The sequence below is a fragment of the Burkholderia aenigmatica genome, from assembly GCF_902499175.1.
GTDB lineage: Bacteria > Pseudomonadota > Gammaproteobacteria > Burkholderiales > Burkholderiaceae > Burkholderia > Burkholderia aenigmatica.
In genome coordinates, this window is record NZ_CABVQC010000087.1 from 1 (window position 1) to 22,436 (window position 22,436).

A 22,436-nucleotide genomic window follows, 5' to 3' on the forward strand; every position below is an offset into this window, starting at 1 on the left:
TCAAAACGTATACGCGCTCGACCGATATAGAGCCATTGGCAGCATGACCGAGACGACAACTAGCTTGACTCGCGCCGCACCGTTCGAGTCCTCAAAAGAAACCTTAACTGAACGGCATTAGGCCTTCGGGCCGGTTTTTTTACGTCTTACTGATGCAGAATCGGGGGTTCTTCCTGAAGACCTGGGGTTCGGACGAATCAAAGATTCGTCCGCATGGGTGCATGAAGTGCGCCACGGCGTATATAACCCACTAAGGTGAGAAGTTTCGGGATCGCTTCGCGCTTGACGGGTCCGCCTACGCTCCCGCTTCGTCGGTGGTCCTGGTGGTGAACTGCCAGACAAGCCAGGTCTGGAAATCCCTGTCATGCAGTTCGGGGAGCCATTGCTGGAAAAGATCCTGCCTCGCGTTGATGAGCCACTGCTGGAACAGGATGAGCCAAGCGGCGCGAGTTTCTCCCTCCTTGTACAGCGCTCGATCTTGTGGACTGGCCTTCAGGTGGGCCTGAATGAGGCGGTTGCGCTCGTCTTCCGGCAGTGACTGCAACCCTGCTGCTACCAACGAACGCTGGTGTGCCTTGAACTTTGCTTCCAGGGCCTCCTGCCGGCGCTGCAGTTCGGTTTGCTGTGAAAGTCGACGCGCCTCGTCGAGGGCTTTTTGATCTGCTTCCTCCGTCTGGGTCTGCTCGTTCGACACATTGCGGAGGATGGCTCGGAAGAATGCTTCGCGAGACTGAATCACCTCCCCTCGAGCCTTCAGCCTTGCCTCGGAGACCGCCATGCGCGACATAGCTTCTTTGACTTGCGGATGGGTATAGAGCTGGGCCAAGGTCGCCATGTCCTTTTCCGTGAAGCCCAGATCCTTCAACTTTTGGATCGTGTCGTCTGGCCACCCGAGGGGCAGTTCGAATGCTTGTTGGCGTTTTTCCGTGAACTTGAAACGCAGCTTGGTGATCTTGCGGCCGGACTTGAACTCTTCGACCGCGATCGTGTGCGTCAATGCTGGATGCGCGTTTAGCATCGCGATCGCGGGATTTAGATAGGTCCGCTTGAATTCCCCATATTCGCGGGCTTGCTTTTCCTTTTTCTCGCCGATGATCACGAACCGCGAGGGGCCGAGAATCAAGTCTATCCACGTCGCAAGATCCAGAATCGGGGTGACCTTGGCGTTGGTCCCGATGTAGCGCCACGCGTTTTGATACAACCCGAAAGCGGCCTCGCCTGAACCAGCATCACGTCCGAAGCTCGCCATTACCGACCAGTTGAGGTTCGCCCACATAGTCGGCTCGAGAAACCACAGAAGAACCTCGGGTTCGAAGGCAAACCGGGTAATCCCAGCCTGACTGCCGACACCCTTGTCTCGACGGATAATGAAGGCTGCGATGGATTCGTACTGTGCCTTGCCATCCTCGCCGAGCACATTCCAGATAAACTGGAAGTTGAGCAGTTCCGCAAGGGTGTCGTATATCCGATCCTTGTTCGTGGTCGACAACCCGGCGAGTTCTGCCAGGCGGTGGGTACGGATTTCGAAAAGAGGGGTCGCGCGATCTTCACGGATCTTTCGGATCAGCGTCTGAGCCGCTTCCCGCGGCCGCGCACGCAAATCAAGTTGCACGGCAAGCGCGAGCGCATCCATAAGCTTGCGAGCAGACAACTTCAGGTTCTTGTCGCGCTGGACTGGGATAGCGTGAATAGCCGCGACAGGCTTGCGATAGGTGCCAGGGCGCTCAGGCAGGAACAATTCGTCAGCCGAAAACAACGGTGTCTGGGGCGTTCCAGGATTCTCGTCACGCGAGAGCACCTCATAGCTGTCACTATCCGGTGCGTTCTCCTGCTCCAGCCATTTAAGTTCTGGGCCCTGTTGTTCTGGTACTGAAATTTGTTGGCGCGGCTTCTTTGGCATTGGTGCAATGTTGTGGACGCATGTCGGAATGCGTCAACATCATAGCGCCTTATGATGGTCAAGACCAGCGTTGGCCAACCATCGATAGAGTTATCCACCGATCACCTATGCCAAAATACCATCGATCGGGCCGCTGAACATCGTGGCTATGCCAAAGTGCCATCAATGCCACCGCGGACTTACCATCATGCCCCGGCAGAAACACCATCGAGGCTATGCCAAAATACCATCATTCCGGCTTGAAAGCCTTACCCGGCGGGGCTTTGACGGGTTGGAAGTTGGGAAGTTTTGAGATATTTGTCGGAACACAGACGTAGGTCCTGTAAAAAAACACCCCCAACCCCAAACCACCGCGCCGTCAGGATCGACCGCGTGTTTTGGACCGTGTCATAGGCTATTTCTTGGGCGCACTACCCTATCGATGGTATAGCTGCATAGCCTATGTTCCTATGCTCGATGTCATGATGACATAGCTTGGAATGGTATTTCGGCATAGGTTCACTATGCGATATAGGTCCATATCGCTGAACATAGCCTGTTCGGGCTGGCGGACTAGTCGCACATAGCCCTATGCTGATACACTCCAAGCTGGAACTTGGACTATGTCATCTGACCTCACCGACGCGAATGCGCGCTTTCTGCTTGGCGAAGCCGTCCGGCTGCTCACGCAGTCGGGCGTGACTGGCGTTGCGCTGGCGGAGTTCGTCCTCGGCTTTACGCCGATCGTGAACGAGAGGCTTGCATCGATAGCGTCGTCGACGTCGACCGCAGCGATGGGAGAGCGGGTCACGCGAGCCGACGTGAAAGATGCGGTCAAAGAGGCATTGCAGGAAGTCGTATCTGCAACTGGCGACGATCAGGAAGGGCGAGGGAAAAAACGGCAGCGACGCAAGTCAGTTCCAGTTCGTCTCGCAGGCGGCAAGCGAACTTCCCTGTGGCTGGATACCGATCTCGTCGAGCGATTCAAGCATAAGGCAAGCTCGCCGGCCGAGGCACGCCATGTGCTGGCGGAGCTGGCGGGCTCCGTGCCTGCTACCGCAGAAAGCAAGTCATCGTGGGTCGAGGAACAACTGACCAAGCGATTGATACTGCTCGAGGCAGTACCGACTACCACCCGCGCAAACTGACGCGAATTGGCTGGCCGGTAGGGCATCGTAGTTCTTGGCAGGAAGTAATCCCTTGACTTTCTGGCTGCACTCAAAAACAATACGCGCATTGATGCACCGAGCAGCTGGAACTCGCACCCTTTCGAGCCCTTCCTAGAACGCAGATCCACTCGGGGAGATCTTGGGAAAAGCTTCAAGGCCTTTCCCAAGATTTTCTCCAAGCCCTCCTGGGTTTGCTCGCTTCCTCCGTTGCAAGCTGGATTCGGGACACGTGCGTGCCTGGTTTTCCCGCGAGATCCATTGGATCTCGCTCGTCCCTTGGTGGACGGCTTGCTACTTCGGTAGCCTAGAAAGTCCTTCGGGATTTTCCTGTCTGACGTCGTCGTTTCAGGCGACTTGTCATCTGCAGTGCCACTGCTACGGCTGTATCTCGATTTGATCGGGATGCGGCTCAGGCGTGTTTTCAACCCGCGCGGGGACTCGATTCCCTCGTGGGGAACGACGTCTTCGCAAGCTCCTATGGAGATTGTCATGTCGAACGTCGTTATGTCGGAACGTGCCCTGCGTCGCCAAGCTATTTCAGAAGCCCACAGTCACCTCCTCGAGGTGGCTGGCAAGTATCCTGAGAAGCTGCTCGAGAACTTCCGCCGGTATCCGTCGCTCGTCGGCGATCTCTCGTGCCTCGAAGAGGTGGCGGAGATTCTCGTGGAAAAGGGCTTTGCAAAAGAGCTGACAACGCTCTGCGACGCGCCTGGAATCGGGCGCTACGCGAGCAGCGTCATCGCTCGTCTGGTCCTGATGCCGGCTCAGCCGTAATCAGTTCCCCCTCTGCTATCCGCGCAAGAAGCTCCGCATCTGCGGAGTCCTCTTGCGCGGCCAGCAGGCGGTAATGCCGGGCGGTTTGCTCTAGTGCCCGGTTGTATTGGGCAATGCTTGTCGGAAGTGTTGATTGCCCAGTCAGGGTTTCAAACATCCTCCCCTCCTCTCTCGTCAATCGAATCACCCGCTTCAGTCGTAGCATTTGCCCTCCCCTCTTTGTTTCCTCCAGATCGTGACCGGCCTCAATCCGGTGGAAAACGCTTATCGGCGCCTTACGCGCCCGCCCCGGTATTTCCATTCATGAACTCTCTCACGACTGCCTCCAGTCGCTCTCCCAGCGCTTCCTGTTGCTCTTCAGAGAGGCCGGTGAGCTTGAGCTCAGTACGCCCGTCACGAAACCGTTTCAGTTGCCCGTATTCGGTGCCGTCGGCTCCGGCAAACTGGACGCGAGCGAGATAGTGGGCACGCGTTTTACGGGACACCTCGCCATTGTCGTTGCGGGAGTTCAGGTCTTGCAGATGCTTCGAACTCATTTCGCCGGCGAGAACCTTGTCGAGGACCTCCTCCGCGGTATGTAACCCCTTTCGCTCGAACATCAGGGCGATGTTGTACGCGTGAGAAATTCCCAGCGGCTCATCACTCTCGGCCATACGACGCAACAGCGTTTCCGGCAGCTTTTTCAGCTTCAGAATTTTCGACATGAGCGATTCGCTGATACCGAGACTGGCTGCCAGGTCATCTTGGCCCGGGAATACTCCTTCGTCGAGCAGCTTTTGGTACGCCAGAGCATCATCGAACAAACTCTGAGGCGTGCGATCCTTGTTGAGACTGTTCGCAATCAGGAAGAGGTCGCGATCGCTAAGCGTCGGGAAAACCTCGGCGTCGATGTACCCGTCCGCGACGCTTTTCTTCGCCCTGAAACGATACTCGCCGTCGATGATCACGTACTTACCGGGGAACCGCGGATTCTCGGTAACCTTAATCGCTTCCAACTGCCCGTCACGCTTCATCTTCACCGCGAGCTCGTCGACCTTCTCGGGGCGGTAGAACGTCCGGGGATTGAACGGATTAGAAACGAGCTCGCTCAGCGGCAACGTGAGGCGAGGCTTTACCGACGCGGTATTGCCACGTCCACCGTACGCCGGAATTGCCTGCGAAGGAGTTGAGCTGTCGCCAACCACCGAGGCTGCGCCGGTTTTTTGAGCGTTGAGTCTGGCGTCGACAGCGCCCCGCTCTATGTCCATACCTTTGCGTAGCGACGACACGAGACTTCTGCGCTGCGGCGGGCTTTGGTTTTGTTCGCTCATTTGAAATTACTCCGAAATTCCCATAATTCCCAACATTTCCATAGCGACATTCGTAATTTCCTGGCGTGCCTGCTTGGTTGCCTGCCCCTTCACGCTGAAGACTGTCGCTCCGAAACCGATAGCGGTTTTATAGACCTCCCGCATCGAAATCACGTTCTTTAATACCGGATACGGGCTGTCCTCGGACATCACCTCGCTAACGTCCCGATAGGACGCCCTCTTGGTGTTGACCTTGTTGAAGACAATGCCGCATCGCTTGGGATCCGGACCTATGACCCGGCGGACCAACTGGATCATCCCCTGCGTGCTCCATACGTCGGACGGAGAAGCATCCATGGGAATCAAAACAAAATCTGCAACCTGAAGGACGTTCTCGGTATTCAGGTTATCGACACTCGGCGGACAGTCGACCAACACAAGATCAAAGTCTTGTGCCATTCGGCCGATCTCTCGTCCGAGTCCCTTGCCCGCCGCTGCCATATTCGTCACAACAAAAGGATACGGTTCTTCGCCGACTCCGGAAGATCGCGTTGAAGTGTTCTGCGAATCCGCATCAACGACGAGGACTCGAGCACTCGGATCATCATGCGAGTACGCGCCGGCCAAGTTGAGAGTGATCATCGTTTTCCCAACCCCACCCTTCTGGTTGGCGATAGCAAATACCATCCCCACAGCAGTCCTCCTTTTAAAGATTTTCACGAACAATATATTGCTGCGACACAAAAATCAAGAGAGAACGTGGCGTGGAACCCACTTTCAGCGCTGAAACTGACTGATATCCGACGCGCAGAGAGGAATCGAGTTTCAGCGCTGAAACCCGATCGGCACGTTTGAGGTATGAAGACGTAGCCTTCTGGCAAGCAGCAGCGGTCTTTGTGAAGAAAAGAAGGAGGATGAGCGGCGTAGCTCTAGACAGAGACAAGTGCTCTAGCCAACCGAGGTTTCAGCGCTGAAACTAGCGTTGCGCTGCTTTCGTAGCGGGCAGGCAAGGCAAGATGAAACAACAGTAGTCCAAATGGAGCCGACGTTCGGCTACGTCACTGTCAAGGAAGGTGCGTCCGCCACTTTCAGCGCTGAAACTTTGATGCGTCAGCCGGCGTGTGACATTGCACCAACCGTAATGGTTTCAGCGCTGAAAGTGGATTGGCCACCTGGTGCGTTCCTAGTGAAATTGCGTCCTGCAAAGAATTGTCTTGCAGTCCCTTTGCTCAAGGAGATGACGCAGATGCGAAGCCCGCAGGCGTCACTTTCAGCGCTGAAACCGGCCGCTACAGGTTGCTTCCTTCTGTTCGGATGACGCGGTCCTGCTGGTTTCAGCGCTGAAACTCCGATGAACTATGCGGCAAGAGCGCAGTTGCGGTCGGTAGATCCTGGTGCTCTGTCTGCGGGGTATCCAATGCCAATTCGAGAAATAGAGGGCGCATGTGGCATTTGATTGGTCTGTCTTGATCATGAAACCACCAGAAGACCATTCATTGGCCACGGGTGGCCAATAAGTGGCCTATCGGCAATGTGGAGGGTTCGAATCGCTGTTTGCCTGCCGTCGAAACAGGATGCGGGGCCGAAATGCGGCCAAGGCTGGCCTATAACTGGCCAGTGCCACGCTTCGGGTCTCGATCAGATCTCGGAGAGTAGGGGGGAGGGTAGGGGTGATGCGATCCGGGCGAGACGCCCGGTGAGTGGCTATTCTTCGGGAGCTGAGCGGTCAGGTCACGCTACCGCTTTCGGGAAGTGGAAGGCATAGACGTCCGCGTCAGAGGGTTCGCCCCAGAGACGGAGATTCAGATAGCGGATAAATGCGGTTTTCGAAAGCTTCGCCTTTTTAGCGGGGTCGTAGCGCAGTTGATCATGTGGTGCGCTCGAGTTGTAGTCGTGTAGGACGTTAGCTTGTTCATCGAGCGCCATTGCAAGAAACGAAGCCTCCGCGAGAGGATCGCGGCTGCGCATGAAGCTTTCGCGAAGTGACGCATCGGTCAACAACGGGGCTGTCGGTTCAGTCGGGGAAGCGGCCGGCGTGAGAGATGACGGCTTTGCATACCCTTTTTCCAGACTGCAGATGAAGAAGGATGCACGATTCTTAAGCGGCTCCTTGTTGGTGGCTGCGTCGCGGAGAACGGTATGGTTCAGCGCTGCTCGAATGTCTGTCGGCGTGTATTCGTTGATGATCTGGGCAGCTCGGTTCGGGGTTACTCCGATTCGAAGCACGTCCTCGAGGAGGGCCGTCACGGATGGGGCGCTAATCAATTCATCGGACTCGCTCTCGACGGCTGGCCGGGCGCCGTTCTTCCGCCGAACCTCGAACTGAATCTGCTCGACGACCCTGCCGTTCTTGTACTCCTTCAGGGTTACTTCGATATCAGAGAGATCGTTCACCTCCGCGATTGCTCGCTTGAGAATTTTCGATTTGAAGAACTTGTACTGTTGGTAGATCGATTCCTCCTCCACGATACCCACGACGGCGTGGCGGAAGTCTTCCCATGCCCAGCGACTCGTAAGTCCAGTTCGCTCGTAACGTTTGCACCATTCGTAGAGCGGCGCGGTGCCCATCGAACGAAATCGTTGGGATATCGCGAGGTCGATGCGTTGCCAAATCTCTGGATTTAGAAGGACCTCTCGAAGCTTTGGGCTGAAAGAGAATTCATAAGCTCGCTGATCGACCAGATGGGTCACATCGGCCAGTAGGGTAGAAGCTGAGAGTCTTCTGTCTTGTGGATTGACGGTCGCGTCCCAGATCACATGGGCCTTCATCAGGCTGATGAGCTCGCCCATGATGTACCGACGATTACTCGAATCGTTGTACCCGATGATCGGCTCAAGCTGGGACAACTGGACGACCCAACTCTGATGACCTGGATTGCGCTGCGCGAAGTAGACGCACGCGTTGAACAAGCGACGCTGCAGTACAGACAACGGCTTTTCAGGAAAGACGAAGATCGCCTCCTTAGCCTTGCGCATCGTGACTGGCGTACTGCGCTTCTCCGCAGGAACGCTCGCCTTGCTGGTTGTGACTGCCAGTTGCCTAATTGAACTTGCACTGATGTCGCTCATTTCCTGCCGATCCCAATACCGAGTAGCGCCCCAGAGCGGGCCCGCAAACCGTTCTCAAAACGAAGTCCATGCGATGCGCATGCGACGCTGTTCTACGAGTACCGTGACGCCTCGATGGCAACGGTAACTTCTTGACTGGAAGCAAAAATATACGGACGGCTAGACGGAGGGAAGAGGGAAAGAAACGCCCATTCGGGGGACTATTCGTACGACAAGGCGGATTTGACCCGTTCGCCGCTACCACGGTGGAACGAAAAGCTGCTGACGGAAGGCCCTTCTTGAATCCATAAAGTTGGTTACCAGTTGGGTCTGAGGGCACCCGGCTAATCCCCGCCCCGACAGATTGGTAACCGCTTTTACGTATGCCGAAGCCTGATTTGTCAGGCCCTCGACCCGCAGACGGCAAACGAGGTATAAACGGTTACCTTGCCAGTTGGCTTCTTCTTGCTGAGAACTCAATTAGTTCTCTTCCGTCCGAGAGGATTTCGTTGCAATTTTTCCACACCCTGACGGCTTGGAACGTGTCACCCGCAGCAAAAACGCAGTCCGGCTGTAAATCCAGTTACCTGACGGCCATGCATCAGCGTGCTCAACATCTGTGCAACGTTTGCCCGCAGGTAACCGCTTTTACATGACGTGCCGTAATTTCGGGTACCGTGTTCTCGCAAAGATGGCAACCTGAAGCAAAGGAGGTGCCGTGTGGATGGCTCCCTTTCCTGTATGACTGGTTACCCGTCCTCCCGATAACGCTTGTCGCACAACGGATCCGAGCACGCTAAACACATAAACAAGGACTGTAATATTTAAAGAATGTATACAAACGCGCCGCCACGCCCGTAGAACCGGCAACCTATCGTCCGACCCTGTGGACAATTCCTGCCAAGAAGCTGTTCTTCGTTGCCATTGCTCGGACCCTTCGATACCATGAGGGCTCACACTGAGACGAAGATTCTTGTTTCAACTGACCAGCTGGGGATCCAGCCCATCCGGGAAACCGGCTTACCGACCTACGGGGCATCTCACCCCCGGGGTTGAGCTGCTCCGCAATACCTTGGAGCAGATATGAAAACGCTGTTTGAATGGGCAGTCGGCCTGTTCGTGCTGTTTTGCTTCATCGCGGGGTTTTTTGACCTGGGCGAGACGCCAAAGCAAAAGCGTGCGCGAGAACAAGCAGAGTGGAACGCCGCGGAGGAAGATCGCCGCAACATCGAAGCTGATGCCGCGTACTACGCTGAGCAAAACGGGCATGATCATCACCACGTGTAAGAAGGGGAGGGGCTTAGGCTTCTCCCCTTTTTCTTTTAATGTTCCGATGCACCGGCCGCGGCCGCGGTTGGAAAGCTGCCCTCAATGGGCTTCGTTTCGCGCTGGATGGTGTCTGAAAGTCCAGAAAAAATGCGGGGATGGAAAATCTCCTCATCCCGTCTCCGATTGAAAGCTTGCCCCGTCGGCGGTTCCTCCAGAGCACTGCTCTGTTGACTGCAGCCGCATGGGCTCCGGAGATCTTTGCGCAACAGAGTGGCGATTACTGGTCGCGGCCACGGACGCTCTGGCTGAAGAGAAAGGAGACCGGCGAAGAGGTTCGGACGGTGTATTGGGCGGACGGTCAATTGGTCGTTGACGCTTACGTGCAGTGTTGCACGTTGCTGCGGGATGTCCGGGCGGGCTCTGTCGTTCAGATGAACCCGACGCTCCTGGACATTCTCTGCGGTGTGTATGGGTGGTTCGCGCAGGCCGGGATGGAAAGGCCGATCGTCGTAACGTCTGGATTTCGAACGAACGCCACGAACAGCACAACGGAGGGGGCCGCTCGAAACTCCATGCATCTTGTCGGTCGAGCTGCCGATATACGTGTTCCTGACGTTCCTACCGACTATCTGGCGAGGCTTGGTATGTATTTGCGCGGAGGTGGCGTGGGGTACTACGCCACCAAGCATTTTGTGCACGTCGACAGCGGTCGGCTTCGGACATGGGCAGGCTAGTAGCTCACGGCTCAGTCGCCGAGAATGTGGTGGTTCGATTTGTACTCGTGCCACCGATCGATCTCGAGCACATATTCCCCCGCGTATCCCGGCCACGAGTCGTGCTCGCGCGAGTGCTTGAGCCGATTCAACGCATCCTCAAACTTCTGCGCCCCGTTGTCGAGCAGAGAATCACCCGCGGTGTACGTCATGACGCTATAGGGCGCATCCTTTTCGACGGGCACGAAAATGAACGGACGCTCGTCGCCGGTAAAGTACTGCACCCCCGTCTGGTACATGAACGCAGACATATCGTAGTGGTAGTTCTGTACAGCCGAGCTGAAAGAGCGGGGGAGCACGTCCAGAGTCGACTTCAGATCGAAGATGAATTCCGGGTGCAGACAGTCGACCTTGACCCGGCATTTGACGCCAGTGACTCTCTCGACAAAGTAGATTGCTTTCTCCGGCTCACCCTCATCGAACCATTCCCCGAGAGCGCGCCCGCGAAACCGATGCGAGCGGACAGCATTCCGCATGGCCAGAAGCGCGTCGTACTTGTCTTGGCCAATGACGATGTGATTCGGATGGTCCGCGACGAACTTTTTGCACTCGCGATAACGCCGGTTGAACTCGCCGTCGAAGGGGAGGACAAGATCCTCGAAGCGCCAAGGTTCGAACACAGCCATGTGAGCCAGCCTGCCAAACTCAAGCGCCGCTGTGTCCTTTCCTGCGCCCTGAACAGCCGCAAGAAAATGCTGCGGCGTCTTCAGCATCGATTTGAGTTGCGTCGACGAGACGTGATCGGCATCTCCGTGATACTCATCATCGGTTACCGACATGGTGTAGCTGTCCGGATCGCGACCGAACGTGATTTTCTTCTGTCCGCTCCAGATGGTCTGGCCGACTTGATGCTGGATCTGCGCGCGTGCGTTCATTCGATACCTCTCCTGTTTGAATACAGCGTACAGGCGAGCATCGAGGTTTCAAGGGGCCTCGGGAGTCAGTTGTCTCATCGCGAGAGGACTAGATATCGGAAAGTGATCGCGTATTGTCGATCCCATGAAACGTGTGAACTCTCTATCCCGGCCAGGCGCCGCGGATCTACAACGATTCGTCGAGCAGACGTTCAGGCAGTTCGGGAAAACCAGCTTCGCGCAGCCAACCGACGTCTGCCAGGAAGTCCGATCCCTCTACAACAACGTGGGCAATCCTCCGTTACTTCGTGCTCGGGCACTCGCAACGCTCTTGTCTGCAACGGACCGATATCCGGAACTCTTGACGCTGAAAGACGAGAAGGGCTGCGTGGTGACATCGCAGACGCTTGGATTCACCGAATTTTGTAGGGAGTTTCCGCGTCTGGATCAAGCGGAGGTTGCGGTGATCTTTCGTACAGTGGGGCTTGTTCGCGATGTTCCGAACGCGCTCGAACATACCAACAATTCATTCTTTCTGGGAATCTGACATGACCGAACACGTAACTGGAACGCATAGCGGAGCTCTGTTTGGTGTGCCGATCCTCTTGCCGAGGAATCGCCGATGCGAGACGGAGTCGATTCGCGGACAGTATCTTTTCATGACCGAAGTCACGCGGATCCTACGGGCCGCAACGCCCTACCGGGTTCGCGCATTGGATCGTCTGATTCCCCTTACCGGTGCAACGGTGATCTCGCCGGAGACCATGAAGGAATTCGAGCGCGAGATGGTGTCGCTCGCCATGCACAACCGTACCGCAAGCATCGAACAATATGTCCACGCGATTGCACCAGGCGAGGTCTGGCCCGAGGTCGTCATGGCGATCGGTGTGGTAGCGCGAGAGACGAGCGGAAGCTCGCGATTCAGCCTCCCGGCGCCGGACGTTTGGCAATCAGCGGTGCTGAAGCTGCAGGGTTACTTGGGTTTCCATATGACCGAACTCGGTGGCGCTGTTATCGGCCAGGCCAAGTGGATAGACGCGGCAATCGATGACGCGCGCCGCATGTTGATCAGCACGGGTACTCGAACAATCGCCGACGAGAGCGAAATCGACGGTGTCACGATCACGACTGTCGATCAAGCATACCGCGTCCATCTCCACAACGGATCCAGTGTCAGTGTGATCGATGTGCCGGCGCGGAATGGTGGAGATGTCGGTGGGGAGATTGCGCGACTGGACGAAAGCATTCGCTTCCTGACGGGAAAATCGGCGGTGTGGGGTCACGAAACCCGCCACTGAACGGAAGGGCTAGAAACTGGATCGCAATCTGATGAAATGACCTCCACTGACTTACGGAGGAAGCAATGGTTACCGGACTCGAATTCGACACCCCTATTCTCGGCACGGTTCGCATGGGCGATGTTCGCCCTGGCGAGGCCGGGGCAGCAGACGAACTCCTGCATTTCGATTACTTCGAGGTGCATACCCGGCGAAAGGAACTCGACGGGACATGGGTCAAGCATGCTCTTCACGAGAAGTTGCTCAAAATGCAGAAGGAGACCAGACAGGCCGACGGCGAAAGCCAAGAGCCGAATCAGCTGCGTGAGATCCCGATCTTGCTGCCGTACAACAACCCGGATCTGCTTCTCACGCAACAATTCGAGGCCCGCCGTCTTTCGGACGGCAAGCGGGTCTGTGTTGGCGATGGCAAGAAAGCGATTCGGATCGTCGACGCGAATCGGACCGGCGAAGCTGAGTGCCCGGGCTGCGACCGATGCCCGTTCGGCAACAGCCAGGATGTGCTTTGTCAGCGCCGGACCTCGTTCAAATTTCGTATTGACGGTCAAGGTGACCAGTTCTCGGTCTTTGTCCTGCATTCGGCGGGCAAAAACACTGGACAGACGCTGGTCGCCAAGCTTCACGCGATGCATGGTGCGTTCGGCGGAAAACTCGTCGGTATTCCGATGTCGCTGAAGATGCGAAACACTGCATCGGTGGACTCGGCCCAAGGTCCGGTTTTCTACGCCGACCTGGTGCTACGCGGCGTGAGCCCCATCGAGGCGGTCAAGATGGCCAAGGAGCACGAAAAGGAGCAACTGGAGGCCGGCTTCGATCAAGAGGGACTCGAGGCTGCAATGCTCGAGCTGAAGAAGCTCTCGCAGTTTGCCCCGCCGGAGGAGTTTGGCCAGGTTCGAGACTTCTACGCAAAGGATGCCCGACGTTCTTCCCAGGAAGCTAACGCTCAACATTTCGAGGGCGCCGCCGTTAACTCCTGTGAAAAGTTGTCGGATGGGCAGGCGGCGGCCAGCGTACTCGAAACGAACGTTTCAACGACGCGCTGGTCGGCTGTGGGGCCTGCTGCCGGAGCTCGCGAGCGGATGCGTGCAGCCGCATTGGCGGGTGGACAGGAAGGCGAAGCGGCGCCGACGCAGAGTCAGGATCCGGCTGTAGAGGTAAAGGTATCCGAAGACCGCCCGAAGACTCTTCAGCTCGTCGAAACGGCAGTCAAGAGCATCGGGGCCGCGGCGATCGTTCAGAGGCCGGCGGGCGCAGCGATTCCGCGAGTCGTAGCCACCGCCCTGTCCGGTATCCCGGAAATGCCGCGTGCGAATGCGGCGCCTGCAGCGTTTTGATGGATCAAAAGGAAAACTATGGCCTTTGAAGAACTTGATTCGCGGGTGATCGGGTCGAGGATTTCGATTCGACTCGATGGCCCTTCGCCAGGTGTGTCTTCGCGAACTCCTGCCACGCCCACCCCTCCGAGGCCAGCCGCGGCGCCGGTTCAGCCAGCTCAGCCGAAGGCGGCTGCGCCGGAGGTCGCCCGAGCTCCGCGTGCGGTGAGTCCTCGACCGGCTCCGGAAGCTGTCGTTCGATCTGCGCCGAGTTCGCCTGAACCTGTCGCAGCACCGAAAGGCAAGTGGCGAGCGCTTTTCGTGATGAAGCCGCTGGATGCCGAGCGGATGCGTACCGCCTGGGCAGTCGTGGCCGTGGTATTCGTCGTGATGGTCGGCGGGGATATCTGGTTGCATGGTGGTGGGAAGATCATCGAAGACTTCCTTCCGACCGTCCATGTGCCGTTGAAATCCGGCCAGAACGCGGTGACGACGGTCGTACCGCCCCAGCGAACGGCTCCGGCGACGGAAACCACAGGGCAGCCGAAGGTGCAGCCTGCCGCTACCGCTTTGACGCCCGTTGCTCAAGCAAGTGCTCCCGTCACGCCGCAACCGCAAGTTCAGCCGGCCGCCGCGGCTCCGCAAGTAGCCCAGCCGGCAACCGTTACGTCGGTGGAGGTGAAGTCTGCACCCGTTAAGACGGTGACGGTCAATCCAGTGCCGGCGAACGTAATGGCGTCGGCCACTCCCGTTCTGCCAATTCCGCCGGCGCCGCCGCTGCCCGTTCATCGTCGAGGTCATCCGGTCCCGGAGGTTCGGCGGCATGCAGAGCGTGAGGTCAGTCAGCAGCCTTCAGAACAGAATTCCCCCATCTTGGTGGGTGGCCAGTCCAGTAACAAAGCGACCGATTCGAAAGGGAGTGAAACCAAATGAGTGATGCAACGAGCAATGATCAGCAGGTCGATATCGTTCAGTACGTCCTGAGTATCGACCCCACGCTTGAACGCGTGACGACGATTTTTCCGGCTGGAGCGACGATCGAATCGGACGGATCGCTACGCCTCAAGGAGGGCGGCCGTATCGGCGGTGTGATCAAGGGCAACGTCTACAGCGAAAGCGGCACGCTCGTCATCGATCAGGACGCGATCATCGAGGGCAGCGTGTTCGCGAAGGGGCGGTGCCTCATATTCGGCCAGGTTGGGATGCCCAATCGCAAGGCGGTGATCCGTTGCGAGATGGCAGACGGTCTCTTGGTGAGCCACATCGCCCAGTTGCACGCAGACATCCAGCACAACGGCATTTCGTCAACGAACGTGAGCGGCCAGATTCAGCGTATCGCGGAAGTAGACACGCAGGCGGTGCAGCCGGCTCCGCAGCAGTCGACCGCGACGTGGCAGCCACCCGGCCAGCAGCCTCAGCGCGATCAGGTACCGCAGCAGCCCCCGGTATCAGGGGCACCTCTGGCATTGCCCAACAACCCGTCGCCGGTCGCGAACTTCAACAATCACGTCCCGTTACGGATCGTCATGCCTGTCGAAAACGAGCAGGGATCGACGCAGCAAACCCACGGTCACCAAGACGGCTATGCGGCCGGGAACGGTATGCGATACACCAACTGACCTGGTATTCCGGTTTGCGCATTGAAGCCGCGGCGATGTCTTGTAAGACCGTCGCGGCGTTTTCTTTCTGGAGCAAGGTGGGATGGTGGATCACGTTCAAAGGTATGCAGGGGAGTGGCACAGACGCCTCGAGGAGCTCTTGAAGAACACGGCCGTGATGTACGGATGTACGTTTCTTCTCGGCGTTGCGGTCTGTTCGATTAGTTGGCGCAGTGGCGCTGCTCCACTACTCGCCGCGCTCCTCCCCGTTTTCATGGTCATGTGTCGTTCTCGGATGCAGGCATGGCTGCTCGGAATCGGGTATGGCCTGGATATCGGAATCATGGGGTTTGGTGGCGCCGGACAGTTCTTCGGCGGGTCCTGGCTCTTGGGAATCGCAGCCGGATCTGCGTACGGCCTTGCCTTCAGCGCGACTGTTGCGGCGCTGTACCCAAAGAACACGCAGAGCCCAAAGAAGAAGGGCATCGCAATTCTGGCGTGGACGGTTCTGTGGGCATACCCTCCGGTCGGAGCATTTCTCCCTGGCACGCTGATCGCAACGTGGGGATTTTGGTTTCCAGGAACGAAGTGGCTCGGCCTCGGTCTTGGCCTCGGTTTGACGATGCTGCTCGGTGCCTACGCGCACACCATGCGAGGACGGTTCGCGGTGGCCGCTGCGGTGGTGCTGTCACTCGTCCTATCGCCCCTGCAGGAGAGGCAGCATTCGCGGGTCGGGGACTGGTTGGCCGTGTCGACGACGTGGGGAGTGCAAACGCCGGAGACTGTTCCCGATACGCTGGTCAAAATGAATCGTGCGATCCACGAGTCTTCAAAGACCGGGGCCAAGGTTATCGTGTTCCCCGAGAGCATCATCGGCACTTACGATTCGTCCGAGCAGGGCGCGATCGACATCATGATTGCGCAGGAAGCCGAGAGGGACAAGGTATCAGTAATATTCGGCTCGAACGAGCTCACGGATGCCGGGATGGCTAACCAAGCACGGGTGTACGAATATTGGCCGGGCGGTGTGCATCAGTCAATCTTCGAGGCACGCCAAACGGTTCCCGTTGCCGAGTGGAATCCGCTGTCGAAGTACCACTACCCGGCTAACTGGCTTGCGCGCGGCGTGGTGCCAATTGACGGTAGGAGCGCGCTCTTCCTGTTCTGTTACGAGGAATTCCTGCCTTGGGAGGTGCTGTATTCAATCGGCCGCGAGAAGCCGGATATGATTGTCGGCTTGTCCAATCTGTGGTGGACAAAGGGTACGGGAGAGCCCGTATTGCAACACCGCTACGCGGAAGGGTTTGCGCGGCTCTTCAATCTGCCGCTGCTGATTGCGATGAACCAGTAAGCCATTGGCACGGCGAAGTCCATAGATGCGTGGACTTCGCCGGATGGAGAAGCGGCTTAACGGCCGCTGCGGATGTCGTCCTTGATGTACTGCGCAACGACCTTTGCGGTAATTCGGCGCTTGATCTTTGCGGGGAGGGTCCAGCGGTAGAAGAGTGCATGACCGAAGACACTCAACGCGAAGAAGCCGACGAAATAGCGGAACAGCAGCGCCTTCACATCGTCGACGCTGCCCTGATTGAGAATTTCACGGGCATGCTGCAGATCCGATGCTGCGACCCAGAACGCGACGACCGGGACGAGTACAACGGCATATACGAGACCCTTCCACGCGAGCACGCAAGCGTCGTAAATCCACGCCGTATCGGCCCACTTGTCTTCGGAATAGACTTCCGCCTTTTCCTGCTGGTAGAGGCGCTTGTAGTCGTCAACGGTTGGTAGCGCGATGCGGTTCATCGGGGAGCTTTCTCTTGGATGAGCGTCTATACGGAAAAGGCGTTACGCCGGGTAGACGGTCGCAGGGTTGGAAACCAGGCCAGCCTCAGCGATATAGAGAGTATCGTTGGTCGGCGTGTGAAGGATGAAAAGGCGATTCTTCGCTCGAGTCATGGCGACATAAAATAGCCGACGCTCGTCGACCTCGGTGCTGCCCTCGCCAAGTGATGGAACGATGTCCTTGTCGGCGCCGACGATCGCAGTGTTGCCGAACTCGAGGCCTTTGCAACTGTGCATGGTGAACAGGCCGACCGATGCTGGATCGTCCTTGCCCTTGGGCTTCTGCACGCTTTGGACGCGCGAGACAAGTGACCCGTTGCGGCGCTTCAGAATGTCACCCGCTTTGCTCAGGTGTCTGGCCACGCGATCGCGGAAGTTGCCAGCACGCAGCCCCATAGTCAAATAAGTCGCCGCGGAATCGATCGCCTGGTTGACTGCTCGCATCGGTGTCGTCGTGCCCGGAATTTTGCGGAACAGAGCGTCTTGACGCCACGTGACGAGTAACTGTTGGAGCGCGCGCATATGCTCAGCGTCAATCTTGGCGATATCGCCATAATCGTCGAAGTCCCGCTCGAAGAACGGCGCCATCGTTGAGCCTGGAATGCGCTTGTGGAGCTGGCTTAGTGCTTCCTCGCTTGTACCGACAAATGCCAGCGCGTGGTCGATGCCACTGCGGTTCATCGTTTCAACAGAAATAAGCAACTGCAGGTAGGTGTTGATGTAATCCTTGTCCCAAAACGACCCGCCGTTTCTCCTCGAGCGGATGTTGAACTCGTCCAACACGGTTTCAACGGAGTCCAGCAGGAAGTTGGTCCGGGCAAGAATAGCCCATTCACCAGGCCGGACTGCGAGGCGCCCACCAGGCTGCTCATCATCGGGCAGCACGGCTTCCATGATGTATGGCACGAGAAATTCCGTCTGGAGCGCGACCGAGTCGTGTTCTGCGCCGTCTTCGCGGTTCGCTGCAGAAACGGCATAGACGTGCGTTGAGCCACCGGGGCCGCGCTTGGCCACGAGATCTTTTTCGACACGCTGGCCGGCATTGTGACGGATCAATCGATCGGCTGGTGCAAGGATTTCCGAGTGGGAGCGATAGTTTTCGCCCAGTGGGATGATTTCGGCGCCAGTCTGCTCAACGAAATCGATCATGCCTTTGTAGCCGAGTGCGCGCCGCCAGGCATAGATGGACTGATCGTCATCTCCGACGATCGTGACCGGAATATCACGCTTGGCATGCGCCATCATCCATACGAACTGGATTTCGTCGCTATCCTGAAACTCGTCGACGAGCAGGTGCGTGACGGGCAAAGGAGGCAACTCCCCGTTGCTCATCTTCGTCGCGCAGTCACGCATGACGTCGTACAGATCCACGACGCGGTTGCGCTTGAGCATCTCGTTGTAGGCCAGGATGAACGGCGGAATCTCGCTCCCATCGGGCTCGATAGCGCACTTGTAGTTCTCGAAGAGCTTGAATGCTTCTTCGTTGTCAATTGTGGTGTTCGTTGCCGAGATGGCCCGGCGCAGGAACGTTTTCTGTTCGGGCGGGGTTGCAATCTTGCCGAGCATCTTATGCCGGCGGAGATGGTCGATCGACAGCTTGTGGAATGTACCGAGGTCGACGCGCTTGAGGACGTCGGGGCCGAACTCCTTCACCAGACGTTCGCGCATTTCGTTCGCGGTGTCGCTGGTGAAGGTGACGGCACCTACCCGGAACTTCCGATCGGCTTGCAGGATGACGCCGATCTTCGTGATGATAGTCTTGGTCTTTCCCGAACCTGGCCCGGCTACGGCAAGCATATTGCCGAAGCCATGGGCCACACGGTGCTGGGAAGGATTGAGGCTCACGGATTAAGCCGCCTGCGCGTGAGCTTCGTCGGACGGCGCCGACTCGGTCGAAGCAGCGTCCTTGGTCGCCGCAGCCGGTTCGACTTGCGCAGCAGCTGCTTGAACGGGCGCGGCGCCGGCCGTCGTGGAGCCGGTGCGGGTCTGCTCGTTCGCCTGCCACGCGTTGAACTTCTTGTACGTCTGGAACTTGACGTCACGAGCGAGGTTCGTGATGGAGCGGATGCGCTTGCGCACCTTGAGCTCTTCGCCGTGGCGATCGCGGGCCGAGACGAGGCCGTTCAGGTACGCGGACCAGAGCAGCAGCAAGTACTCGTCGGCGATGCGGAGCAGCTTGATGTAGTTCTTCGCGTGCGGCGAGACGTAGAACAGATCCTGCCGCAGAACGCTTGGGAATTCGGCCTTCGGGTCGACGGCGTTGGCCTGGAACAATTGCCAGAGTTGCTGTTTCAGGTTGTTGACGTAGGTGATCGATTCGCCGATCTTCTTGCGGAACAACTCGTCGACTTCGTCGCAGGTGGTCGAGTCGTATCGCGGCAGCGTACGCGGCGCGTCGATCGCGAAGTGCAGGTTCTTGTTCAGGAGCGTGTAGTCACGCCGCACGAATGACTGGACGATGCTCGATCCGAATTCGACCGGCTCCTTTTCCAGCGCGCCGCGCATTTGGCGGCCGAAGGTCTCCCGGGCGAATTCCGCGACCTGCATGGTCACGGACGGGCGCAGGAGGTTGACGCTTTCCGCGGTGGTCATAATATTTCCTCATAGGAAGTGGGTCAGCGTAGGTTAATTCTCGGACTTTGCTGTAACAACGCTGAAACGTGATCTAAGAGGCCGGTCTTTCCACGCTGCGGGCGGGTGCTATTCGGATGGCCGGTAGGGCCGGATCGCACCGGATAGTCAAATGGTGGGCGCATTTCTTGTCAGGAATTTGCTTGCAATTTCCCGTAGGCCAGTACAGAATCGACTCCGCGCCGGTAGAGAATCGGTGCCCAGCAGCTGGAGCTGGTACTCATCTCGAGCCCCCTTGTTGCGGACTGACGACGGTCGGTTCCTGGCAGGAAACTGCCAAATCGCTTTGTAAAAGGGTCCTGCGGACCCGGGAGTGCCTCAAGCACTGCCAGAAGTACTCGCCCCCGGGGTGGTTCCCGGGGGCTTTCGAATAGGCGTTGATACGCTTTCTCATCTCCTCCATTGTCTATTCCAAAGCCAGTATTTCGCGCGACGTAGCTGTTAGACGTCGTTGAAATGCCCTCTGTCCGTTGTCGTGTCAGGGGGTGAGTCCGGGGTTTCCCGGCATAGCTGGTCTTCCAGCCAATCTGTCTCAGGCATCGCCTGGCGTAGCTTCGCGCTGCGTTTTCAACCCTTGCGGGAATCTCATTTCCGCAAAGGGGATGGGCTTCTCGCGTCTCTGTGATGGAGAAGCCTATGAACTGGACGGAAGTCTCTCGTCTGCAAGGCAATTCTCGTGTCGAGTCACGCGTCGAGGTCGACGACATCACCCGGGATCGGTTTTTCACGGTCTGGGAGCTGTCGAATCCCCGTGGATGTCTCATTTTCCACCGGGAGAAAAAAGATCACGGGCAGCATCACTACCTTAGCGTCAAGAAAGATAACCGTGGGATTACGGATATCGTTCAGGCGCTGAGAGATGGTGGGGATCTGTTCACCGATAAGGAGAGCGGGTCATGAACTCAATCGAGATGGTGCCTGTCCAGGGTACGTTCTTCTTTATTCCCGAACATGAGCAGTTCGTTCGGGAAGCGAAGGCGGATCAGGCGGCACGCGAAAAAAAGGCCAGGCAGTCTGCCTACGCCCTAAGCAAGACGAAGGTTCGCTCGATCCCCGAAGGATTCGATGACCTGGATATGCCACTGCTTCGTGATTCGTTTGCCGAGATTTTCGAGGTGAGCGAAAGCGAAGTGGCGGTCCCGGTCGTTGGTGTCGTCGGGGGAGATTGTGCGGGAGAGGAGTGGAGTGAAGAGGGGGTCGAGTGGCTCCACGCTTTGCTTCTCGAGCGTTCAATCGAGCTGCTGTCGATGCGCGGTAACCTGGAAGAGAAGCAAGACATCCTTGACTGGGTGTTGAAGCCTAACTTCATGGGATACCGTGACCAGTTTCTTTCTGAAGCCAAGGAGGAGATCGTCGACGGTCAGAAAACCGAAGTCGTTGAGAAGCGTCGGATGCGGGTCAAGCTCTATCAGAGCGAGATCCCGTTCACCTTCGTCACCTGCTGCCGAGTTGCCGGCCTGAACCCTGATGAACTCAGGGAACAGATCCGCGCGAGGAAGTCGCAGATTCTGAATAGTTAAGCCCTGGGGGCTCCAGTCCCCGAGAGGGCTGGAGTCTCCAAATTTTTTTGGAGAATTCCATGACGACCCAAGCAACTCAAGCTGCCGCGGCTCCGACGAAGTCCCGCAAAAAGGCTTCGCAGGAACCCGCGCCGGCCGCTGCTGCTGCGGCACCTGTTGAACAGCAGGCGAGCCCGCAATGGGTTCACTTCGATGGGTTCGCGTGCTTCGGCATCGAACGCATGCGTGGTGCAAAGATCCTCGGTCTGAGCGAACCTTCGGTGTTCACTCCGGCAAAGGATCCGACGTACAAGTGGCCGATCGACAACCTACGCGATCTGCTTCACTTCTACATGGCGGGCGGCAACGCCTTCTGTGCAATGGGCCATCCCGGCACCGGCAAGACGATGGGCGTCCAGCAGTTTCACGCTTCCCTGAATCTTCCGCTGCTGAGTATGTCCGCCAATCCGCGAACCCAGGCCTATCACCTGATTGGCCGCCTCGTCCCGAACAAGGACGGCGGGGTTTCGTGGGTCGACGGGCCCGTGCTCATGGCCGCACGCCTCGGCATGTCGGTTCTCATCGACGAGTACAACGTCATCGATCCGGGCGAAATGACCGGGTTGAACCTCCTCTTGGAGGGACGGCCGTACCTTGTTCCCGAAACCGGCGAACTGGTTGTTCCGCGTCACGGGTTTCGCGTCTACGCGACCTGCAACCCGAAAGACGACAAAGGGCTGGTGCAAGGACGTCATACGCAGGACAACGCGAATGACGAGCGCTTCGAGTTCAGCTGGTTCGGGTATCTCCCGCAGGACATCGAAGTCCAGTTGATCACGGAGATGATTGCACCGTATCAGCCGTCGTTGCCGGCCCATGTCCTCGCTGAAAAGTTCGTTTCCGTCGCGAATCAGGTCCGCAAGTTGTACGCGGGCGTGACCGACGATTCGGGGGCACTCGACAAGACGATCTCGACGCGCGTTTTGCGCCGTTGGGTCTCGAAGGCGATGAGTGCTTCGACGCAGGGCAGTTTGGTCGAGTCACCGATGCATTACGGACTGGAGCGCGCCTGGTCGCTTTCCTGTTCGGATGAAGTCCGCGTTGCAGTGCACGAGCTCGTGACGCAGACGTTCGGCGGCGGTGACTACAAGTCCAGCAAAGACAACCTGCACACGATGCAACCCGCAGGTGCCTGAC

The 22,436-nt window shown here is 57.6% G+C and carries 22 protein-coding genes; 14 read left to right on the plus strand and 8 right to left on the minus strand.

Annotated elements, in window-relative coordinates:
• Positions 1-295: 295 nt before the first annotated feature.
• The gene (locus BDO18943_RS37960; RefSeq protein ID WP_089454661.1) at positions 296-1,900 is read right to left on the minus strand and encodes a replication initiation protein; all 1,605 of its coding nucleotides are present in this window, start codon (positions 1,898-1,900) and stop codon (positions 296-298) included.
• A 602-nt stretch (positions 1,901-2,502) separates the two neighbouring features.
• Between BDO18943_RS37960 and BDO18943_RS37965 the strand changes: the two genes are divergently transcribed.
• Positions 2,503-3,027, plus strand: coding sequence for a hypothetical protein (locus tag BDO18943_RS37965; RefSeq protein WP_025647459.1), 525 nt, complete (start codon positions 2,503-2,505; stop codon positions 3,025-3,027).
• Positions 3,028-3,537: 510 nt separating this feature from the next.
• A complete protein-coding gene (locus BDO18943_RS37970) occupies positions 3,538-3,822 on the plus strand; it encodes a hypothetical protein (protein WP_025647461.1) in 285 nt (94 codons plus the stop codon).
• A 275-nt stretch (positions 3,823-4,097) separates the two neighbouring features.
• On the opposite strand, the gene BDO18943_RS37975 is transcribed toward BDO18943_RS37970, so the two are convergent.
• Both BDO18943_RS37975 and BDO18943_RS37980 read right to left on the minus strand, forming a co-directional pair.
• Positions 4,098-5,132, minus strand: a complete 1,035-nt coding sequence (locus BDO18943_RS37975) for a ParB/RepB/Spo0J family partition protein (RefSeq protein ID WP_089454660.1) — start codon at positions 5,130-5,132, stop codon at positions 4,098-4,100.
• A gap of 6 nt (positions 5,133-5,138) precedes the next feature.
• Positions 5,139-5,798, minus strand: a complete 660-nt coding sequence (locus BDO18943_RS37980) for a ParA family protein (RefSeq protein ID WP_235996294.1) — start codon at positions 5,796-5,798, stop codon at positions 5,139-5,141.
• 349 nt (positions 5,799-6,147) lie between these two features.
• Between BDO18943_RS37980 and BDO18943_RS37985 the strand changes: the two genes are divergently transcribed.
• Complete coding sequence (locus BDO18943_RS37985) at positions 6,148-6,429, plus strand: hypothetical protein (RefSeq protein WP_025647465.1); 282 nt, start codon at positions 6,148-6,150, stop codon at positions 6,427-6,429.
• 413 nt (positions 6,430-6,842) lie between these two features.
• Here BDO18943_RS37985 and BDO18943_RS37990 read toward each other — a convergent pair whose 3' ends face one another.
• Positions 6,843-8,180 carry a replication initiation protein gene (locus BDO18943_RS37990; RefSeq protein WP_025647466.1) on the minus strand — a complete coding sequence of 446 codons (1,338 nt, stop codon included), beginning with the start codon at positions 8,178-8,180 and terminating at the stop codon, positions 6,843-6,845.
• 1,062 nt (positions 8,181-9,242) lie between these two features.
• On the opposite strand from BDO18943_RS37990, the gene BDO18943_RS37995 reads away from it, so the two are divergent.
• Both BDO18943_RS37995 and BDO18943_RS38000 read left to right on the plus strand, forming a co-directional pair.
• A complete protein-coding gene (locus tag BDO18943_RS37995; RefSeq protein ID WP_025647468.1) occupies positions 9,243-9,446 on the plus strand; it encodes a hypothetical protein in 204 nt (67 codons plus the stop codon).
• Positions 9,447-9,583: 137 nt separating this feature from the next.
• Positions 9,584-10,162, plus strand: a complete 579-nt coding sequence (locus BDO18943_RS38000) for a YcbK family protein (RefSeq protein ID WP_025647470.1) — start codon at positions 9,584-9,586, stop codon at positions 10,160-10,162.
• Positions 10,163-10,173: 11 nt separating this feature from the next.
• Here the strand turns inward: BDO18943_RS38000 and BDO18943_RS38005 are convergent, their stop codons facing one another.
• Positions 10,174-11,076, minus strand: a complete 903-nt coding sequence (locus tag BDO18943_RS38005) for a PD-(D/E)XK nuclease-like domain-containing protein (RefSeq protein ID WP_025647471.1) — start codon at positions 11,074-11,076, stop codon at positions 10,174-10,176.
• Positions 11,077-11,200: 124 nt separating this feature from the next.
• On the opposite strand from BDO18943_RS38005, the gene BDO18943_RS38010 reads away from it, so the two are divergent.
• The 6 genes from BDO18943_RS38010 to BDO18943_RS38035 all read left to right on the plus strand — a co-directional run bounded on the left by BDO18943_RS38010 (position 11,201) and on the right by BDO18943_RS38035 (position 16,615).
• Complete coding sequence (locus BDO18943_RS38010; RefSeq protein WP_025647472.1) at positions 11,201-11,602, plus strand: hypothetical protein; 402 nt, start codon at positions 11,201-11,203, stop codon at positions 11,600-11,602.
• A gap of 1 nt (position 11,603) precedes the next feature.
• Positions 11,604-12,353: a hypothetical protein gene (locus BDO18943_RS38015; protein ID WP_025647473.1), complete on the plus strand. Its 750-nt coding sequence runs from the start codon at positions 11,604-11,606 to the stop codon at positions 12,351-12,353.
• Between the two features lie 65 nt (positions 12,354-12,418).
• Entirely contained in the window at positions 12,419-13,687 is a 1,269-nt protein-coding gene (locus tag BDO18943_RS38020; protein WP_089454659.1) for a recombination directionality factor, read from the plus strand.
• A gap of 300 nt (positions 13,688-13,987) precedes the next feature.
• Positions 13,988-14,599 (plus strand): hypothetical protein, encoded by a 612-nt coding sequence (locus BDO18943_RS38025; protein ID WP_175026226.1) that lies wholly within the window; start codon positions 13,988-13,990, stop codon positions 14,597-14,599.
• Positions 14,596-15,285 (plus strand): bactofilin family protein, encoded by a 690-nt coding sequence (locus BDO18943_RS38030; RefSeq protein WP_025647477.1) that lies wholly within the window; start codon positions 14,596-14,598, stop codon positions 15,283-15,285. Before BDO18943_RS38025 ends, BDO18943_RS38030 begins: the two co-directional genes overlap by 4 nt.
• 139 nt (positions 15,286-15,424) lie before the next feature.
• On the plus strand, positions 15,425-16,615 hold the full coding sequence (locus BDO18943_RS38035) for a carbon-nitrogen hydrolase family protein (protein ID WP_049818360.1): 1,191 nt from the start codon (positions 15,425-15,427) through the stop codon (positions 16,613-16,615).
• 56 nt (positions 16,616-16,671) lie between these two features.
• Here BDO18943_RS38035 and BDO18943_RS38040 read toward each other — a convergent pair whose 3' ends face one another.
• The 3 genes from BDO18943_RS38040 to BDO18943_RS38050 are packed head-to-tail and all read right to left on the minus strand — an operon-like array spanning position 16,672 to position 19,701.
• Positions 16,672-17,070: a hypothetical protein gene (locus BDO18943_RS38040; protein ID WP_025647481.1), complete on the minus strand. Its 399-nt coding sequence runs from the start codon at positions 17,068-17,070 to the stop codon at positions 16,672-16,674.
• A 42-nt stretch (positions 17,071-17,112) separates the two neighbouring features.
• Positions 17,113-18,954, minus strand: coding sequence for an ATP-dependent helicase (locus BDO18943_RS38045; RefSeq protein ID WP_089454658.1), 1,842 nt, complete (start codon positions 18,952-18,954; stop codon positions 17,113-17,115).
• Between the two features lie 3 nt (positions 18,955-18,957).
• Positions 18,958-19,701 (minus strand): hypothetical protein, encoded by a 744-nt coding sequence (locus BDO18943_RS38050; protein WP_025647483.1) that lies wholly within the window; start codon positions 19,699-19,701, stop codon positions 18,958-18,960.
• 675 nt (positions 19,702-20,376) lie between these two features.
• Here BDO18943_RS38050 and BDO18943_RS38055 point away from each other — a divergent pair.
• Genes BDO18943_RS38055 through BDO18943_RS38065 form a run of 3 tightly spaced genes read left to right on the plus strand, consistent with a single transcriptional unit; the run spans position 20,377 to position 22,435 of the window.
• A complete protein-coding gene (locus tag BDO18943_RS38055) occupies positions 20,377-20,640 on the plus strand; it encodes a hypothetical protein (protein WP_025647484.1) in 264 nt (87 codons plus the stop codon).
• Complete coding sequence (locus BDO18943_RS38060) at positions 20,637-21,260, plus strand: hypothetical protein (protein WP_025647485.1); 624 nt, start codon at positions 20,637-20,639, stop codon at positions 21,258-21,260. The genes BDO18943_RS38055 and BDO18943_RS38060 overlap by 4 nt, the downstream gene beginning before the upstream one ends.
• Positions 21,261-21,319: 59 nt before the next feature.
• Positions 21,320-22,435, plus strand: coding sequence for an AAA family ATPase (locus BDO18943_RS38065; protein WP_025496730.1), 1,116 nt, complete (start codon positions 21,320-21,322; stop codon positions 22,433-22,435).
• Position 22,436: the final 1 nt, after the last annotated feature.

Coding starts and splice junctions, on each gene's coding strand:
- BDO18943_RS37960 (WP_089454661.1), bottom strand. CDS start 1,900: ATGCCAAAGAAGCCGCGCCAACAAATTTCAGTACCAGAACAACAGGGC.
- BDO18943_RS37965 (WP_025647459.1), top strand. CDS start 2,503: ATGTCATCTGACCTCACCGACGCGAATGCGCGCTTTCTGCTTGGCGAA.
- BDO18943_RS37970 (WP_025647461.1), top strand. CDS start 3,538: ATGTCGAACGTCGTTATGTCGGAACGTGCCCTGCGTCGCCAAGCTATT.
- BDO18943_RS37975 (WP_089454660.1), bottom strand. CDS start 5,132: ATGAGCGAACAAAACCAAAGCCCGCCGCAGCGCAGAAGTCTCGTGTCG.
- BDO18943_RS37980 (WP_235996294.1), bottom strand. CDS start 5,798: ATGGTATTTGCTATCGCCAACCAGAAGGGTGGGGTTGGGAAAACGATG.
- BDO18943_RS37985 (WP_025647465.1), top strand. CDS start 6,148: ATGGAGCCGACGTTCGGCTACGTCACTGTCAAGGAAGGTGCGTCCGCC.
- BDO18943_RS37990 (WP_025647466.1), bottom strand. CDS start 8,180: ATGAGCGACATCAGTGCAAGTTCAATTAGGCAACTGGCAGTCACAACC.
- BDO18943_RS37995 (WP_025647468.1), top strand. CDS start 9,243: ATGAAAACGCTGTTTGAATGGGCAGTCGGCCTGTTCGTGCTGTTTTGC.
- BDO18943_RS38000 (WP_025647470.1), top strand. CDS start 9,584: ATGGAAAATCTCCTCATCCCGTCTCCGATTGAAAGCTTGCCCCGTCGG.
- BDO18943_RS38005 (WP_025647471.1), bottom strand. CDS start 11,076: ATGAACGCACGCGCGCAGATCCAGCATCAAGTCGGCCAGACCATCTGG.
- BDO18943_RS38010 (WP_025647472.1), top strand. CDS start 11,201: ATGAAACGTGTGAACTCTCTATCCCGGCCAGGCGCCGCGGATCTACAA.
- BDO18943_RS38015 (WP_025647473.1), top strand. CDS start 11,604: ATGACCGAACACGTAACTGGAACGCATAGCGGAGCTCTGTTTGGTGTG.
- BDO18943_RS38020 (WP_089454659.1), top strand. CDS start 12,419: ATGGTTACCGGACTCGAATTCGACACCCCTATTCTCGGCACGGTTCGC.
- BDO18943_RS38030 (WP_025647477.1), top strand. CDS start 14,596: ATGAGTGATGCAACGAGCAATGATCAGCAGGTCGATATCGTTCAGTAC.
- BDO18943_RS38040 (WP_025647481.1), bottom strand. CDS start 17,070: ATGAACCGCATCGCGCTACCAACCGTTGACGACTACAAGCGCCTCTAC.
- BDO18943_RS38050 (WP_025647483.1), bottom strand. CDS start 19,701: ATGACCACCGCGGAAAGCGTCAACCTCCTGCGCCCGTCCGTGACCATG.
- BDO18943_RS38055 (WP_025647484.1), top strand. CDS start 20,377: ATGAACTGGACGGAAGTCTCTCGTCTGCAAGGCAATTCTCGTGTCGAG.
- BDO18943_RS38060 (WP_025647485.1), top strand. CDS start 20,637: ATGAACTCAATCGAGATGGTGCCTGTCCAGGGTACGTTCTTCTTTATT.
- BDO18943_RS38065 (WP_025496730.1), top strand. CDS start 21,320: ATGACGACCCAAGCAACTCAAGCTGCCGCGGCTCCGACGAAGTCCCGC.